This is a genomic window from Acinetobacter towneri (genome assembly GCF_017498585.1).
Classification (GTDB): Bacteria; Pseudomonadota; Gammaproteobacteria; order Pseudomonadales; family Moraxellaceae; genus Acinetobacter; species Acinetobacter towneri.
Map to the genome: position 1 here is coordinate 970,835 of NZ_CP071766.1, position 17,738 is coordinate 988,572.

The window sequence follows — 17,738 nt, forward strand, 5'->3', positions numbered from 1 at the left end:
TAACATTTAGTGTTTTGGCTTATTTGCGGCTTGTTGTTTTTGCAATTGTTGTTGCAGTTCGGCAAGGCGCGCGTTGAGTAATTGAATTCTGTGATCCTTCTGACGTAATGCCAATTCTAATTCTGTTACGTTTCTCTGTAATTTAACGGTTTTCTCGCGGGATGTCATAACTTTTAATGACAAGTCACCCGAAGTTTGTGTGGATTGTGTGTTCTTCTTGGCAGAACCGTGGGTGGAGTCCTGTTGATTCTCTGCCACGAGGCTCATTTCTGCTTGATTTAAACGATATTTGGCTTTGCCTGATTGTGGTGTACTGGCCGTTTCTGGTTTTGGAATTGCGGCTTTTTTCTCTGTTTTAGAGTTAGCTTGTGCATGTAAATTTAAGGTCGCACCACGACGCAAACGATTGGCATCGCCTTGAATAAAAGCATGCTCATTATTGGCTTTAATTTGCTGCATCACTTCAGCAACAGGGCGGTTATTTTCACCCGCAATGCGTGAGGCAATTGCCCATAATGATTCATTCGATTGCACCACGTGTTGGGTATTGACTGCAGGCATGGCTGTGGCAGGGCTTGGTTTAGCCTGTGCAGCCGCTGTTTGTGCAGGCTTTTTCGTTGCAGCAGCAGGCTGAGTTTGTGCTAGTTGCTTCGTACGTTGCTGTTCAGCAAATTTTTGTACCAATGGATCAGCCGATTGTTGTGTGGTGACTGAAGTGGTGGCTGTAGATGCTGTCGGTGTTGGGTTGTTATTTGTCTGTGCTGGCGCTACTTTTGGGGCAATCACAGTCGTATTTTCACTTGCTGCGCTACGGCTTGGTGCAGTTTGAACCACCGTCACTGTTTGATGGTTTAATGCAGGTGGTGTATTACGTTTAATGGTTAACGGTGCTTCAAAAGTTTGTTGTTCAATTGCTTTAGGCGTTTCAACCTGATAGTTCGCACTTACGGGTAAATTTAAAGCAATGTCTTGCTCATTGACAATCATGACAGGCGTTAAAGCTTGTTCATTACTGCGTTGCATAGCGGCCAATGGCGCAGGTGCACTGCGTTTTAATGGTGTACGAATATGTTGCAGGCGAGTTGCATTACCTTCTTTAATTTTGACCACAATATTCAACTCAGACTCGGTTAGAGGTCGAGATGAGGTAATGGTGATGACCCCTGTACCGTTGCTGTTACGACGTGTAAAAAAGTTAAGATGACCAGGCGGACGGTGGCTCGCACCAATCGACATCAGATCTTCTGCCGTAGCTAAACTGACATCAATCGCTTCATTCACATTCGATTGACGAAAGTTGATTTCGGCATAGAGCAATTCCCCAGTTGTTGACTGAATTTGAATCGGGTCAACATTCATTGCATACATTTGCTGTGAAGCCAAAATAGATAAAATGGCGATCTTTAATTTGTTATATACAGTCATCTTAATTGTTAGCTCGGTCATTTATCGCAAGGCGAAAAGGATAGAGTAGCGAGTTGTATGTCGATTGTAAAATATTAACACGTTGATTACATAAAAAAGCCAGTCAAATTTGACTGGCTTGTTGAGTTTGATCACAGAATCCAAAATGATTCAGTGCTCAAGACGAGGCTTAAGCATTTTTGTAATCAATTAAGATGCGTAACATGCGACGTAATGGCTCTGCTGCACCCCAAAGTAATTGGTCACCTACAGTGAATGCACCAAGGTACTCTTTACCCATGTTCATTTTGCGTAAACGACCAACAGGTACTGTTAAAGTCCCTGTAACTGCAACTGGGGTAAGATCGGTCATTGATGCTTCGCGTGTATTTGGTACCACTTTTGCCCATTGGCTTGATTGACGAATCATATCTTCAATTTCGTTCAATGGAACGTCTTTTTTCAGCTTCAATGTGATTGCCTGAGAGTGACAACGCATTGCACCAATACGTACACAGTGACCATCAATAGGAACAATCTGCTGATTGCCTAAAATTTTGTTGGTTTCAACCTGACCTTTCCATTCTTCTTTTGACTGACCGCTTTCAAGCTGTTTGTCGATATATGGAATGAGAGAACCCGCTAAAGGCACACCAAAGTTTGCCGATGGGAAACCTTCGCCGCGTTGTAATTCGGCAATTTTAGAGTCGATGTCTAAAATTGGTGAACGTGGGTCATCCAACAAGTCTTTGGTGTTGTTATACAAGTAGCCCATGCCTGTGATCAGCTCACGCATGTTTTGCGCACCTGCACCAGAAGCTGCTTGATAGGTCATTGAAGTTGCCCATTCCACCAAATTGTTTTGGAATAATGAACCCAAGCCCATCAACATGAGTGAAACAGTACAGTTACCGCCCACAAATGTTTTGGTGCCATTCACCAAGCCATCTTTAATGACATTCATGTTGACTGGATCAAGTACGATAATCGCTTCATCATCCATACGTAGGGTAGATGCAGCATCAATCCAGTAACCATTCCATCCTTCAGCTTTAAGCTTCGGGAAAACGGCAGAAGTGTAATCACCACCTTGACAGGTAATAATGACATCCATTTGCTTCAGACTTTCAATATCTGTTGCATCCATAAGTGCTGGGGCAGTCTTACCACCAAACGCTGGTGCTTCACCGCCAGCATTACTGGTAGAGAAATAGAATGGCTCAAAATGAGCAAAATCATTTTCTTCAACCATACGTTGCATAAGGACGGAACCCACCATCCCGCGCCAACCGACCAGACCTACTTTCATGTCACTTTGCCTCGGTGCGTTAAAAAACAATAAAGGAATATAAGTCTATCAAAAGGGGACGCAACTGCAAGCATTACATGAACAAAACATGAGTATTATTGAGTGAAATCTCTTGTTTGTGTTACATACAAAATTGATAACTTTGGTTTTCATTTAAAAACGACAAAAAATACAAAAGAGTAAAGCAAGATGATTTGGGTAAAAGGGCTTGCAATATTAGTCATTTGGTTAAGTTTTTGGTCACTGATTCCACGCGATGAATGGTGGATTCGGGGCGCAGATTTTCCACGTTTACAGATCTTGGTTTTAGGCATCATTGCCTTTGTTTTACTCCTGATTTGGGAGCAGGCGTGGGATGTGTCTAGCCAAGTGATTTTAATTGGGCTGATTGCGGCTTTGGCTTATCAGCTCAAAATGGTCTTGCCCTACACCTTGCTGTGGAAAAAACAGGTCAAACAAGTTCGTCCAGAACAGCTAAATCCTGAAAAACAGATTTCATTAATCGTGTCCAATGTTCTGACACCAAATCAAAAATATCATCTTTTAATTGAACATATTCAAGCCTTAAAACCAGATTTGGTGTTGACCCTAGAATCTGATTTGGCTTGGCAGAAAGCCTTGTCTGTGATTGAAGCCGATTATCCTTATCGGGTCGCTGTGCCTTTAGATAATTTATATGGCATGCATTTATATAGCCGTTTGCCGTTACAAAACAGTGAGATCAAATTTATTCTGAGTGATGAAATTCCATCTATTCATACCAGTGTGATTTTGCCTTCGGGGCAACCAGTACAGTTGTATTGTTTGCATCCCAAACCTCCGAGTCCGACTGAAGCCAAAGATTCAGTTTTAAGAGATGCCGAATTGTTGATTGTAGGCGATCAAATCAAAGATTTAGATGAAAGTTGTATCGTGATGGGGGATTTAAACGATGTGGCATGGTCGCGGACTACACGCTTGTTTCAGCGGATCAGTGGTTTGCTCGACCCGCGCGTTGGACGGCACTATATCAATACCTTTCATGCCGATTATCCTTTACTGCGTTGGTCATTAGACCATGTTTTTCATAGTACCGATTTTGCATTGGTGGATATGCAGCGTTTGGCGCATATCGGTTCAGACCATTTTCCTGTGTATGTGGTATTGCAAACTGGGCGGGTGTTTGATCGAATTCAGGAAGAGCTGCCCCAAACTGATGCCGATGAGCAGGAAGCACAACAGGCGATTCAGGATGGGATTGAAAAAGCAGAGCAAGAAGAAAAACTGGTGACCGATGAAATTGCACAACCGTATAAAGCACAGGATAAATCGGTTTAGAAATTAAACGAAAAGTGTACGAAATGGCTTACACGGATTTAGGCACATGACGCATGGTTTATTCTGACTGATCTGGTTAAGATTAATTCATCAGCACAAGGACTCGGGAACGGAATATCCCATTAAGGAAGACGACGCTGACGGATAAACATCAAGGATATGATGTAGGTAAGGAACGCCATACAATAAAATAACAATAAGTTTTGAAAGCACAACCTCATGAGCCCGAGTTTTACAGGATGTAGAACTCGGGCGATGATTTTTGGGGGACTTATTTTTTTCACTCTCATAGTTTTTAAAAAAAATTAAACTTCAATCAGCTCGATTCAGTTCTATGGTTTGGTTTTAGGCGTATTTTGACTGCAAAACTTGCTGATATAAATCTAAGGTTTGATGACACATATCTGCCAAGCTGAACAATTCAACAGGGGCGACACTTTGCGGTATTTCCAGATGCAATTGCACTGCATTGAATAAAGCCACTTGGTCATCTGCTGCGATGAGCCCTTGCGGATACAGTTGTGACAAAATTTCAGCCACACCACCACGGTTCCAGCCAATCACAGGTGTTCCTACAGATAAAGCCTCAAGTGCAGTGCGTCCAAAGGTTTCCGCCTGATTGGAAAGTGAAAGTACAATATCGCTAAACGCAAGCCACTCGCGAATGTCAGAACGGTGTCCAACAAAGGTTATCGCTTCGGTCAGATGTTTATCCCGAATATTGCGTTCCAGTTCCTGTAAATAAGCTGCTTTTTTAACATCTGCACCGCCTACAACAACAGCATGAATCTGTGGATACTGGGTTTTTAATTTCGCAATTAGATCAATCAATGTTTCATGACCTTTTAAGCGGGTGATACGTCCCGGCAAACAAATTAAAAACTTATGTTCAAGTTCTGGGAAATCTTGATAGGTTTGTTGCATCCATTGTGCCGAAGGTTGATACCCGTGCGGAAATGCAGCAGGGTCAATTCCACGATAAATACGGACAATATCTTCAGGTGGACAGTTTTGATAATGATCACGAATGTATTTGACTACACTGTCAGAAACTGCGATCACTTTTTCCGCTTGGGTCATAATTTGGCTGTAACGGTTAACTGAATAAAAACCATGTACAGTTGAAATTAAGTGTGGACGTTTTTCGGCTGGAATACCTTTTAGGGAAAAATGAGTTAGCCATGCAGGTACGCGGGAACGTACATGCACAATATCAGGTTGATGTTGCATAATCAGTTGGCGTAAAGGACGGATTTGCCACAAGCTTGATAATGATTTTTTGTGGATGGCTAACTTTAAATGAGTGGAACCTTCAGCTTCGAGTTGGTTAACCATCCGTCCGCCATTCGACACCACCAATGACGTATGTCCTTGAGCGACCAAGGCTCGGGCGATTTCGAGCGTACCGCGTTCTACACCGCCACTGTTTAATTCGGGTAATAACTGCATGACTTTCATGAATCTTTCCTTCTGCCGTACAGATTAGTAAATACTGTCATAACCTTCGGGGCGGCTCTTAAACCGACGATGAAACCACATATATTGGGTAGGAGCGATCCGTAATTGCTGCTCAATAATGAAATTGGTGCGCGTTGCATCTGCAACTTCATCTGCGCTTGGGAAATCCAGCAGTTCAGGTTCAATCAAGACTTTATATTGAGGGTTGGAAAGCTCACCTGTACGGTAAAAATATAACGGAATTGCTGCGGCTTTGGTCATTTTAAGTAAACGACGATGCGCTGTAACTGTCGCAGCAGGCACGCCAAAAAATGGCGCCATAACACCTTGTTTTAAACCAAAGTCTTGATCTGGGCTATACCAAATGGCACGACCATTTTTTAAGTGGCGGATTAAACCACGCATGTCATCGTGGTCAATTTGATGACCGTAAATGGTGGCGCGACAACGGTAAATCAGCATGTCCAGTAAGGGATTGTTTTGTGGACGATAGACCACATCGGGGTCAAAATATTGTGCACAGACATAGCCACCTGCATCTAGCAGAGTAGAATGTGTGCCTAACAATAAAACCCCGCGACCATCTGCTTGGGCTTGCTGAATATGTTCCAAACCTTCAACCTGAGTGCGTCCTTTAAACCACTGTGGACAGTACCATGCATTTAAGGTTTCAAATACGCCCAGCATTTGATCAACAAAGACTTGGCGAGCATTTTCATGTACTTCAGCCTCGCTCCATTCAGGAAAACACACTTCCAAATTGCGTAACGTAGTTACGCGACGTGACTTCATGCTGTTAAAGGCAAGATTGCCTAAAAGCTGCGCCAAACGATACTGAATCGCCCACGGCAAAATGGCTAAAATCATCAGGCAGACAATGCCAATCCAGATGCCCCAATATTTTGGCAACAGGAAAGACCATTGAAATTCGCCTGGTTGATATTCAGTGTGTTGACTCATAATGACCGTGTAAAGTGTTGTATCGTTGCAGTTTAGCACGAACCGATTTTAAAATTTAAAAGCATCCGTCCAATGGGAAAGATGCTTAAAACGGTTTTGCGAAGTCTTTCAGGACAAGCGTAGACGAAGTGTCAATAGACCCTAGTTACCATTCGCCAAGTTTTCCAGTTCGTCCCAACGCTCCAGTTTTTCCAGCAGTTCTTCATCAATTTCAGCCAAACGCTGTGAGGCTTTGGTGGCTGCATTGGCATCTGTTACAAACCAAGAACCATCCGCCAGTTTTTCAGCCAATTCGGTTTGTTCCTGTTCCAGTGCTTCAATTTCACCTGGCAACTGCTCTAAAGCACGTTGATCTTTGTAGCTCAATTTTACTTTTTTAGCCGTTGGTGCTGCTGCAGCCGCTTCGGCTTTGGCAACGGCTTTTTTAACATCACTTTTTTGATCAACCACAGTTTGGTCTGGGCGTTGCTGCAAATAGTCCTGATAGCCGCCAATATATTCATCAATATTGCCTTTGCCATCAAATACCCAAGTTGAAGTCACCACGTTGTCCATAAAGGCACGGTCGTGTGAAATCAGCAATAAGGTGCCTTTATAGTCGCTGAGCATTTCCTCAAGCAATTCTAAAGTGACCATATCCAAGTCGTTGGTCGGCTCATCCATCACTATCAGGTTAGATGGTTTGAGTAATAATTTTGCCAGTAAAATACGGTTGCGTTCACCGCCAGACAAGGCTTTAACAGGCGTGCGCGCACGTTCTGGTGAGAATAAAAAGTCTTGTAAATAACTATAGATATGACGACGTTGTCCGTTCACATCAACAAAATCTGAACCTTCAGACACGTTATCTTTGACCGACTTTTCCAAATCCAAGACGTTACGCAATTGGTCAAAATAGGCAATTTCCAGTTGTGTTCCTGTTTTGACAGAGCCGCCATGCTCAATTTCACCTAAAATGGCTTTAATCAGAGTGGTTTTACCGACACCGTTATCACCAACTAAACCAATACGGTCGCCACGTAATACCAATGTTGAAAAGTCTTTGATAATTGGAGCTTGATTGCCAAAGGCCACTTGTAAATGTTCAATATCAAAGACCAGTTTACCTGAGCGATTGGCTTCCTGCGCTGCCATATTGACTTTGCCTTGTTGGAAGCGACGTGCTTTGGATTCTTCACGTAAGGCTTTTAAAGCACGCACACGTCCTTCGTTGCGGGTACGACGTGCTTTAATGCCTTGACGAATCCATGCTTCTTCTTCGGCCAGTTTTTTATCAAACAGCGCATTTTGTTTTTCTTCAGCTTCAAGTTGCTGCGCTTTTAAATCTAAATAACGCGAATAGTTGCCTTCGTAGCTGCGTAATACACCACGATCTAACTCGACAATGCGGGTGGCGATACTATCGACAAAAGCACGGTCATGCGAAATAAACAGTAGAGTTAAATTATTTTGATCGAGTAAAAATTTTTCTAGCCATTCAATACTTTCCACATCTAAGTGGTTGGTCGGCTCATCTAGCAACAATACGTCAGGTTGGGTGAGTAGGGCACGTGCCAACAACACACGACGTTTACGTCCACCCGATAAATCGGCCAAGTCGGCATTTGGATCAAGTCCCATTTTACTTAAAATGGCATTGACCTTATTTTCTAGCGCCCAGCCATCAAGCTGATCTAGCTTGTGTTGCAAGTTCCCCATACGGTCACAGGCATCCATATCGCCCAATACACAGGCATCACTGGCTTCGTGATAGGCTTTTAATACTGCAGCAGCTTCGCCTGCACCATCAGCAACAATATCGGCGACTTTGCCTGAATCCATGGGCACATCTTGCGCCAACATGGCAATGGTGATGCCATTTTGAATAGACACTTCACCTGCATCGGGCAGTAAACTTCCTTCAATCAGTTTAAGTAGAGTAGACTTACCTTCTCCATTACGGCCAATCAAACACACTCGTTCGCCACGTTCTAGGTTAAAATTCGCGCCGTCGAGCAAGGCAGGTCCACCAAATGCGAGTTGGACATCCCTTAAAGTAATATAGGCCATAGTGTTTCCTAAAAAATCTCAAATGAGGATTTGAAATGACTAAACAAAGTATAGATGATCAGGCGTCATTTTCCGCACCCATTGAAGATTTGCAAGTGCGAATTGCATTTTTGGACGATTTAGTTGAGCAATTGAATGAACAAGTGGTTCATCAAAGTCTGGAAATTGCTGATTTAAAGAAACAAATGCAGTTGTTATATCAGCGGGTAGAGTCGGCAGATTTGTCGGATGGGATTGCACCATTTGACCCGATGACCAATCGCCCACCACACTATTAATCAATCGTACTTAATCAACGGTATTGGTTTCCGTGCTGATTTTAATTTGACCTTTGCTGTACTTCCCGCTGTAATGCTCGGCTGCTGTGCCTGAATCTTTTAAACCCTATTGTGTCCGCTAAAGTTTATGTCCTTTAAAGTTGTGTTACTTGACCTTGAAAACAACCAGCCTACCGCGACTTTGTTGCGAGAAATTATTGAGCATCATCCGAGTGTGTATCTGTTTAATTGTGCAGGAAAATTTGAATATAACTTGCAGGATTTAACTGAGTTGGCTGGCTGGATCAGTACTGGTCAGCTTATGATTTTAGACAGCCCGCGCGCAGAGTTTAAAGAGTTTGAATATGCGGTGGTGGTGGGGCAACTGATGGCACTGCTAGAGCCAGAAACACAAGTTGAAGTGATTTCTGCGGCTGATAGTATTCAGATTTTAATGGAAATGTTGCAAGCATCTGAAATTGCCTGTCACCTGATTCATATTCAGCCTGAAACGCAGTCTGGGAAAAGCAAAAATCGTTTACCAAGCCCAATGGCAATTCGCAACAAACCTGAATTGCTGTTGGTAAAAAAGTATTGTGATGCGTTGGCAAAAATGTCAGGCAAGCCAACCAACGTAGAGGCTTTAAAAAACTCGATTGCCAATATTTTGCAACTTGAGGCAGACAAAGTGCAGCATGTGGTTGGCATGTTGATGAACCTGAAAATTGTAAAGCGAGTGGATGAGCAAATTAGCTTTCGTAAAAAAGTACTGAAGCAGTGGGTACAACTTGACCTAGATGTCGTGGAAGAATCTACGCAAGAGGCGACAGTCACTTCTACAATCGTGGCGCAAACTGAAGCCGTAGAGCCACATCCTCAGCACAGTTTATTTAAAAACTTTAGCCAAATTGACCCTGTGCAATGGGAAGTTGCCAAAAAGTTACGTGAGCTAAAAGGTGAAAAACCAAAAGATATTTATGAATTGCGTGATTTGCTGGAACGGTTATTTCCAAAATCTGATATTCGTTTATTGCTCAAAGAACTGATTGAAAAAGGCTATATTTATTGGAATGGACATGAAGTGCTATATAGTCATGAGATGTTTTTAAGCTAAGTTTTAGAATTTTTCGATTAATGGCATGAGTCGATTTAAAACCCATCTGCAAGATAGTTTTTTATCGATACGACTGATTTAAGTCATCATTTATCAACCATTTAAAGTTTTGAAAATGATGCCTTTTCACGTAAGACGATTTTAAGCTGTTTGTAGGCAGATAGACTAAAACACTTGAAATAAATAAATCACAGCTTATTTTAATCTTGCGTTTTATATTGTGCTTATGCAACTCTAATATAAGAATAGAAAGGTTGTACTATGGAAAATACTGGAATTTGGGTTGCCGTTGCCATCATTATATTTGTGATGGGCTCTATTTTTGGTCTGCGTGTCAGCCCAAGAGAAAAAGCTTTAGGATTGATGCGTGAAAAAGCCCGAAAAATGGGACTACACCCTCGTTTGGTGGTTGCGCCTGACTGGACAAAAATCCCGAAAGCCACGGAATCACGTGCCAGTATGGTGGCGTATTACAGTGTACTCATTGCCGATGCACGTTTACCGTTAATGCGTGCTTTAGTGACAGACCAAAAGCTAGAACTGTTGCATGGCGATGAGAAATTCCAAGGCTTACCCATTGCATTAAAGGGCATTTATGCTATTGATATGCAGGCAAACTGTGTAGGAATCTATTGGGATGAAGAAGCCGATCTTCGCGCAACTCAATTAGATGAGATGAAAGCCTTTTTACATAGCTTGGCTGAACGTTAATTTTTAAACCATTAAATAGGAAATACGGTTACTTATGGCGAACGCTCCTCGGTCCACATCCAAAAGCACTGCAGCCAAATCTGAAGCTGGTCACAAACGTGCCTTAGTGATTGTGGAGTCGCCTGCAAAAGCGAAAACAATCAATAAATATCTTGGTTCGGACTACATTGTGAAGTCTTCGGTCGGTCACGTGCGTGATTTGCCAACCAGTGGTGGCGCAAAAACCACAGAAAAGAAAACCACCACCCGAACCAAACTGACCGAGGCTCAGAAAGCTGAAAAAGCTCAACAAGCATTAGTCAACCGTATGGGGGTTGATCCTGAACATGACTGGAAAGCACACTATGAAGTGCTGCCAGGCAAAGAAAATGTAGTAGCTGAATTAAAAAAACTGGCATCGCAGGTCGATGAAGTCTATCTCGCAACGGACTTGGACCGTGAAGGGGAAGCGATTGCGTGGCACTTAAAAGAAGTCATTGGTGGAGATGACTCACGTTATCAACGTGTCGTGTTTAACGAAATTACCAAAAATGCGATTCAAGAAGCCTTTAAGCATCCTGCGCGTTTAGATACCAACAAAGTCAATGCCCAACAGGCACGTCGTTTCTTAGATCGCGTGGTGGGTTTTATGATTTCGCCACTGCTCTGGGAAAAAATTGCCCGTGGTTTATCGGCAGGACGAGTGCAGTCAGTTGCGGTGAAGCTGGTTGTGGAGCGCGAGCGTGAAATTCGCGCCTTTGTACCCGAAGAATATTGGCAAGTCTTTGCAGATACTAAATCTGAAAAAGATGACATTCGTCTAGAAGCGGTTAAGCAAGCGGGTAAAACCCTCAAGTTACGCAACAAAGCTGAAACCGATGCTTTACTGAACTTGATTAAAGATGCGCAATACACCGTATCTGCACGTGAAGATAAGCCGACCAAAGTCAACCCAAGTGCCCCGTATATCACGTCAACACTGCAACAGGCAGCGAGTACCCGTCTTGGTTTTTCAGTCAAGAAAACCATGATGCTGGCACAGCGTTTGTATGAAGCAGGTTTTATCACCTATATGCGTACTGACTCGACCTTCCTGAGTGATGACGCGGTCAATATGGTGCGTACACATATTGAAGCGGAGTTTGGTCAAAAATACCTACCTGCTAAACCAAATCGTTATGGCAATAAAGCAGGTGCACAAGAAGCGCACGAAGCGATTCGTCCATCTAATGTTGCGCTTAAAGGCGACAATTTAGTGGGTGTAGAACGCGATGCACAGCGTTTATATGATCTGATTTGGCGTCAGTTCGTCGCTTGCCAAATGACACCAGCCGAATATTTATCATCGACCATTTTAGTGGATGCCAATGGTGTTGAGTTAAAAGCCAAAGGTCGTACGCTGGTTTTTGATGGTTTTACTAAAGTGCGTGGGCAAAACAAATCGGATGATGATGTGTTACTGCCTGCAGTTAAAGTCGGTGAAATTCTTAAATTAGAGAAGCTTGATCCATCACAACACTTTACCAAACCGCCTGCGCGTTTTACCGAAGCCTCTTTGGTGAAAGAGCTTGAGAAAAAAGGTATTGGACGTCCATCGACCTATGCTGCGATTATTTCAACTATTCAAGACCGTGGTTATGTCAAACTGGAAAACCGTCGTCTGTTTGCCGAAAAAATGGGTGAGATTGTTACAGATCGTCTGGATGAAAGTTTTAATAACCTGATGAACTACGATTTTACAGCAGACTTGGAAGGTCAGCTGGATAAAGTTGCAGATGGAGAACGTAACTGGAAAGACTTACTCAACAGTTTTTATGGTGACTTCAAGCAGCGTTTGACCAATGCACAGGGCGAACAAGGCATGCGCCGTAATCTACCTGTAGAGGTTGATGCCGTGCATTGTAAAGAATGTTCACGTCCAATGCAGATTCGTACAGGTACAACAGGGGTATTCTTGGGATGTTCAGGCTATAACTTGCCACCGAAAGAACGTTGCAAGGGAACTCTGAACCTAACTCCTGTCGAGTCGCTTGCTGTATTGTCGGATGATGATACCGCTGAAACTGCAGATTTGATGTCTAAAAAACGCTGTCCAATTTGCGAAACTGCCATGGACAGCTATGTGATTGATGGTGGTCGTAAACTGCATATTTGCGGGAATAACCCAGACTGTGCAGGTTTCGAGCTAGAAGAAGGCGAGTTCAAAATTAAAGGCTATGATGGCCCAACCATTCCGTGCGACAAGTGTGATGGCGAAATGCAGTTGAAAACAGGTCGCTTTGGCCCTTATTTTGCCTGCACCAGTTGTGAAAACACACGTAAAGTACTCAAGAATGGTCAGCCTGCGCCACCGCGTGTTGATCCAATTAAAATGGAACATTTACGCTCAACCAAACACGATGATTTCTTTGTGTTGCGTGATGGTGCAGCAGGCTTGTTTTTGGCAGCCAGTAAGTTCCCGAAAGTACGTGAAACCCGTGCGCCGAAAGTCGCGGAATTGCGTACTGTTGCAGAACAGCTTGATCCAAAATATCAATTTATTTTGCAAGCACCTGATGCAGACCCAGAGGGTAATCCAACATTGGTGAAATTTAGCCGTAAGAATCAAGCGCAATATATTGGTTCGGAAACGCCTGAAGGCAAACAAACCAAATGGTCATTGGTTTACCAAGATGGTAAATGGGTTGAGGCTTAATTATCCAAATTACAAAATGCTGGCTTCGGTCAGCATTTTTTTAAATCATATAATTTGAAATGTGAAAAATAAAAAACAGAGAGGTTTTGTGAATCTTAATCCGATGTGGGGGTCGAGTTTAAAGATAATAAGATTAAACTCGGTAAAGTGATTGCCTAAAGATATTTAAAGTATGTGGAAAAAAATCCGAATTTTATGCTTATTGCTGGTTTTGCTGGTCGTCGCAGTCAATGCTTGGCGTGATCAGAACCAAGACTGGAATAAGCCCATCATCGTATTGTTACATCCAATCAATGCCGATGGACGATCAAATACCCAAAACTATATCAATACGTTAAATATCAATAATTTAAATTCTGCTCAAGACTATCTAAAACAAGCTTCTTTGCAGTATCGTGGGCAACCCATTGCGCTTTATTTCAAACAGGGGCGAGAATTAAAGGAGTTGCCACCAAAAGTGCCTGAGCAGGCATCACTACTTAATACTGTACTTTGGAGTTTAAAGTTCCGTTTTTACGCTTGGCAGCAACGACAAAGCAGTGATGGTACGGCAACCGTGACGCTGTACCTGAATTATTATGATCCGAGTCAAACTCAAATTTTGAAACATTCCACCGCTTTACAAAAAGGTAAAATTGGCTCGGTGAATTTATTTGCTTCTGCTGCACACAGTCAGCGCAATACCATGGTGATGGTGCATGAATTACTGCATACCTTTGGTGCCACAGATAAATATGATTTGAGCACAGGTCAACCGATTTATCCGATTGGTTATGCAGACCCAAATCAGCAACCATTGTACCCACAACGACAGGCTGAACTGATGGCGGGTTATGTGCCACTTTCGCAAAGCAAAAGTAAGATGCCTGAATCGTTACAGCAGACGCGTATTAACGAAATTACTGCCATAGAATTGGGTTGGAAATAATGTGGATAAGCATGCACTTATCCACATCTCCACAATATAACCTGTGTAAAAGTATGTGCTTGAGCATGACTTGAGTATGAATTGAGCCATTTATATTCATGGGTTTATTCCTAAACCGATCTGTTAAACTATTCATCCACCCACTACGATGAGTCACTATGAGTTTAGCCAGCCTAATTGATGAATTGAATCCCCAGCAAAAACAAGCAGCCACGACAGCACATCAACATAGTCTGGTCTTGGCTGGCGCAGGCTGTGGCAAAACCAAAACCATTGTGGCACGTGCAGCGTACTTGATTGATCAGGGTATTCCAGCCAATCAAATTCAAATTTTGACCTTTACCCGTCGTGCGGCGAGTGAAATTGTCGCACGGGTGGAGCTAGCGCTGGGCGAGCAAGCCAAAGGCTTACGTGCTTCGACCTTTCATACTTTTTGTATGTACTTGTTACGACGTATTCCTAAAGCCTTTGGCTTAGAGCAGTTTTCAATTATTGATCGTGATGATCAGTTGATGATGTTTCGCCTCATTCGTGGAAAAGATGATAAGAAAAATCCAAGTCAGTTACCCAAGCCTCAAGAATTATGTGATTTGTATTCTTTTGCGCGGAATACCCGTCAAAAACTGAGTGTGGCTTTAGAAAAGCAACAGCCTGAATATTTGGCATTAAAAGATCAAATTGCTGAAATTATGCAGGAATACGAAAGCCGTAAACGTGCACGTGGCTTTCTCGATTATGACGATATTTTGGCTGTGGTGGCATCGGCATTGGCGCAGTCGGAAGGTCTGGTCGATTATGTCGCGTCAATTTGTCAGCATCTTCTGGTTGATGAAATGCAGGACACCAATCCTTTGCAATGGGCTTTGCTTGAGCCTTTAAAAGATCTGGTCAGTTTGTTTTGTGTGGGCGATGATGCACAATCGATTTATGGTTTCCGTGGTGCAGATTTTGAAAATATTCATCATTTCACAGAGCGCGTACCCAATGCTCAAATTTTCAAATTAGAGCAAAATTACCGTTCTACGCAGGAAATTTTAGACCTGTCCAATTGGTTGTTAGATCAAAGTGAGATTCGCTATAACAAACGGTTGCAGGCGCATCGTGGTGATGGCATCAAACCCAAAATGCATATTTTCCCGAATGAATTTGATGAAGCCAAATGGATTGCGATTGATATTAAAGAGCGACATTTCTTGCAAGGCGCGCCGTGGTCAGATCACATGGTCTTGGTGCGTTCGAGTTTTGCAGCGCGACATATTGAAGCCGCCTGTATTGCGGCAAGTGTGCCGTATCGTTTTATTGGCGGCATGAAGCTCTTGGAAACTGCGCATGTGAAAGACTTACTTAGTTTATTGCGCGTTATTGCCAATCCTTTAGATGATATTGCATGGATGCATTTTCTCACTTTATGGAATGGCGTGGGTGATGTCGGTGCGAGTAAGTTGGCGCAGCAATTGTTACTTGAACCCACAATGGATAAGGTGATTGAAAAGCTGGAAAAATTTGGACGCTTGCCAGAAAAAACTTTATTGATCATGAAGCAAATGGATGTCTTACGCCATGAAGTTGCAGCTTGCGTCGGTTTAGGCATTGAAGCGATTCAGGAACAATTGGCTGATAACTATAAAAAAGACTGGAATCGTCGTCAGGGTGATTTTCAGTTGGTGCAACAACTGGCGGGTAAGCATGCGCAGTTAAGTGAGTTTTTAGAAGAATATGTGCTCGATCCTGTGTCTATTTCTGAAATTGAACGCCAGTCCGATACCGATGTGGTCACTTTAATCACCATCCATTCTGCCAAAGGTACGGAGCAAAAAGTCTGTTATGTGGCGAATGTGACTGCAGGGCAGTACCCGCATGCACGGGCGCAGGGCAGTTTTGATGATATTGAAGAAGAACGTCGAGTGCTGTACGTGGCTTTGACCCGTGCCCAAAATGAACTGATTTTAACCAAGCAAAATTTTAATTTATGGGCGCGTGATACGGTAGATGAACAAGGGCGCAAACTGGACAGTTATTTTTTGAATGATCTGACACGGCAGTTGTGTACGATGGAAACTCATCACCGTACCCGTCAGCAAACTGTGAAAAGTGCCTTGGTGGAACGCCAAGCGATTAATTTAGATTTTGGCATTGATCTCGATTAAACTATGCCACAAGGTTTCCTGCAAAAAGTAGAGTAGGCGAGTGCTTTTTGATGTTTTTTGCCTATTTTAAGGTTGTAAGATGAAAATTTTAGTTCGTAGTTTAGAGCGTACAGTGACTGAAGAAGAATTGTTAAAGCTTTTTCAGGAATATGGCACTGTAGAATCTTGTAATTTGGTGTTGGATGCTGCAACAGGAAAATCTAAAGGTTTTGCATTTGTAGAAATGCCACATGCACGTGAGGCAGTAAAAGCCATTAAAGCGCTGAATACTTTGCGTCTGCATGGTCATGGAATACGTGTCAAAGCAGCAGAAGATAAACCTGCATCAAAATAGTTCAAAGGGAGCAAAAAATGCTCCTTTTTTATGCGTGATTTTTAGTAAAAATACGAGATTGGCACTGCATTGGTGCGCGATTTTATCGCAGTAAAAATAGTGTATTTTTTATTGGGTGTTGCAGGAAAATCGGTTTAATCTAAGCTTCTTAGAACGCTAAATTGAGGAAATGCTCATGTCCCGTGTTGCTCGTTTTCATGCAGATCGTACCAATCAGAAATTATATTTCGCCCGTCTTTCATGTCAGCAGGCCGAGCAAACCGAGCATGTTCAGCAAGCGCAGGCACATCGTGAAGCTGCGGTGTTTCATTTAAATGGCGCGGTGCTGGCTTTTTTGCAGGAATTGGTGCGGTATTATCGTTTAAATGACAGTAATCCAACCCTTAAATCAATTGAAGAATTGATGGCAGCCAAAGGGCAGATTTCCCCTGAAGTGGCAATTTTGGAGCAACTGAGCAAATCGGGTTTTATTGCAGAGTTAAAGCGCGCTTATCGTTTATGTCAGTACACGCCCGAGCCAAGTGCACCAGAACCTGAACAGGAAACGTCATCCAATTTGATTATTAAAGTCACGCAATCTCCGCAAGCATGGCTACCAGATACGAAAATTTTGCGCGAATGGCATCGTGACTTAACCCAGTTGATTGATGGTTTTCGTAATGAAATGGTGGAATTTTAAGCCGACCAAACGCCCTTGAAAAAAATCTGATCAGCCCGATATAAATATTCTGAACGATGCAAAGTGCAAGCGCCTTTGCCGCCATGTCGAGCATGGAGGATATATGTCTATAGAGCAATTGAAAGAATTATTTGGTAATCAGGAAGCAATTTTAGAGCTGGTTCAGCTTGAAGGTGGCGAGTTGGCATTGCGTAATGCAGGCTCAGAGAAAGAGCCATTGGTCAAAATCCAGTTCAATGACGAAGTCAAAGCCATATTGGGCGATCAGACGGCTGTTGTGGCACAGCACATGATTCAGGCGGCATTATTTGGCTTGTTGGAAAAGCAGGTCAATGAATGGCATGCCGAAATTGTGGATGAACAGCCGCAATTTATGAGTTAATCCCAAAAGGTCTTT

The 17,738-nt window shown here is 42.9% G+C and carries 15 protein-coding genes; 10 read left to right on the forward strand and 5 right to left on the reverse strand.

The window, feature by feature from the left end:
* Positions 1–6 precede the first annotated feature (6 nt).
* Together J4G44_RS04565 and asd are read right to left on the reverse strand one after the other, a co-directional pair.
* A complete protein-coding gene (locus tag J4G44_RS04565) occupies positions 7–1,425 on the reverse strand; it encodes a FimV/HubP-related protein (protein WP_228291704.1) in 1,419 nt (472 codons plus the stop codon).
* A 169-nt stretch (positions 1,426–1,594) separates the two neighbouring features.
* A complete protein-coding gene (asd, locus tag J4G44_RS04570) occupies positions 1,595–2,713 on the reverse strand; it encodes an aspartate-semialdehyde dehydrogenase (protein ID WP_004976115.1) in 1,119 nt (372 codons plus the stop codon).
* 189 nt (positions 2,714–2,902) lie between these two features.
* On the opposite strand from asd, the gene J4G44_RS04575 reads away from it, so the two are divergent.
* A complete protein-coding gene (locus J4G44_RS04575) occupies positions 2,903–4,030 on the forward strand; it encodes an endonuclease/exonuclease/phosphatase family protein (RefSeq protein ID WP_207973889.1) in 1,128 nt (375 codons plus the stop codon).
* 345 nt (positions 4,031–4,375) lie between these two features.
* On the opposite strand, the gene J4G44_RS04580 is transcribed toward J4G44_RS04575, so the two are convergent.
* The 3 genes from J4G44_RS04580 to J4G44_RS04590 form a co-directional block, all read right to left on the reverse strand.
* The gene (locus J4G44_RS04580; protein WP_207973890.1) at positions 4,376–5,488 is read right to left on the reverse strand and encodes a glycosyltransferase family 4 protein; all 1,113 of its coding nucleotides are present in this window, start codon (positions 5,486–5,488) and stop codon (positions 4,376–4,378) included.
* 24 nt (positions 5,489–5,512) lie between these two features.
* Complete coding sequence (locus J4G44_RS04585) at positions 5,513–6,448, reverse strand: LpxL/LpxP family acyltransferase (RefSeq protein ID WP_104853025.1); 936 nt, start codon at positions 6,446–6,448, stop codon at positions 5,513–5,515.
* Between the two features lie 141 nt (positions 6,449–6,589).
* Complete coding sequence (locus J4G44_RS04590) at positions 6,590–8,497, reverse strand: ATP-binding cassette domain-containing protein (protein WP_004976119.1); 1,908 nt, start codon at positions 8,495–8,497, stop codon at positions 6,590–6,592.
* 35 nt (positions 8,498–8,532) lie between these two features.
* On the opposite strand from J4G44_RS04590, the gene J4G44_RS04595 reads away from it, so the two are divergent.
* From J4G44_RS04595 to J4G44_RS04635, 9 genes are all read left to right on the forward strand, one after another.
* Positions 8,533–8,775, forward strand: a complete 243-nt coding sequence (locus J4G44_RS04595; protein WP_004976120.1) for a SlyX family protein — start codon at positions 8,533–8,535, stop codon at positions 8,773–8,775.
* 127 nt (positions 8,776–8,902) lie between these two features.
* Positions 8,903–9,868, forward strand: a complete 966-nt coding sequence (locus J4G44_RS04600) for a hypothetical protein (RefSeq protein WP_180096124.1) — start codon at positions 8,903–8,905, stop codon at positions 9,866–9,868.
* 261 nt (positions 9,869–10,129) lie between these two features.
* Entirely contained in the window at positions 10,130–10,579 is a 450-nt protein-coding gene (locus J4G44_RS04605; protein WP_004976129.1) for an ammonium transporter, read from the forward strand.
* Between the two features lie 34 nt (positions 10,580–10,613).
* Positions 10,614–13,253, forward strand: a complete 2,640-nt coding sequence (gene topA, locus J4G44_RS04610; protein WP_207973891.1) for a type I DNA topoisomerase — start codon at positions 10,614–10,616, stop codon at positions 13,251–13,253.
* Between the two features lie 172 nt (positions 13,254–13,425).
* Positions 13,426–14,181, forward strand: a complete 756-nt coding sequence (locus tag J4G44_RS04615; protein ID WP_179997431.1) for a hypothetical protein — start codon at positions 13,426–13,428, stop codon at positions 14,179–14,181.
* Positions 14,182–14,339: 158 nt separating this feature from the next.
* Positions 14,340–16,328 carry an ATP-dependent helicase gene (locus tag J4G44_RS04620; protein WP_207973892.1) on the forward strand — a complete coding sequence of 663 codons (1,989 nt, stop codon included), beginning with the start codon at positions 14,340–14,342 and terminating at the stop codon, positions 16,326–16,328.
* A 79-nt stretch (positions 16,329–16,407) separates the two neighbouring features.
* On the forward strand, positions 16,408–16,662 hold the full coding sequence (locus tag J4G44_RS04625; RefSeq protein ID WP_004976139.1) for an RNA recognition motif domain-containing protein: 255 nt from the start codon (positions 16,408–16,410) through the stop codon (positions 16,660–16,662).
* Positions 16,663–16,837: 175 nt separating this feature from the next.
* Entirely contained in the window at positions 16,838–17,341 is a 504-nt protein-coding gene (locus J4G44_RS04630; RefSeq protein WP_179988458.1) for a DUF6586 family protein, read from the forward strand.
* A 103-nt stretch (positions 17,342–17,444) separates the two neighbouring features.
* Positions 17,445–17,723, forward strand: a complete 279-nt coding sequence (locus J4G44_RS04635; RefSeq protein ID WP_131261040.1) for a hypothetical protein — start codon at positions 17,445–17,447, stop codon at positions 17,721–17,723.
* Positions 17,724–17,738 lie beyond the last annotated feature (15 nt).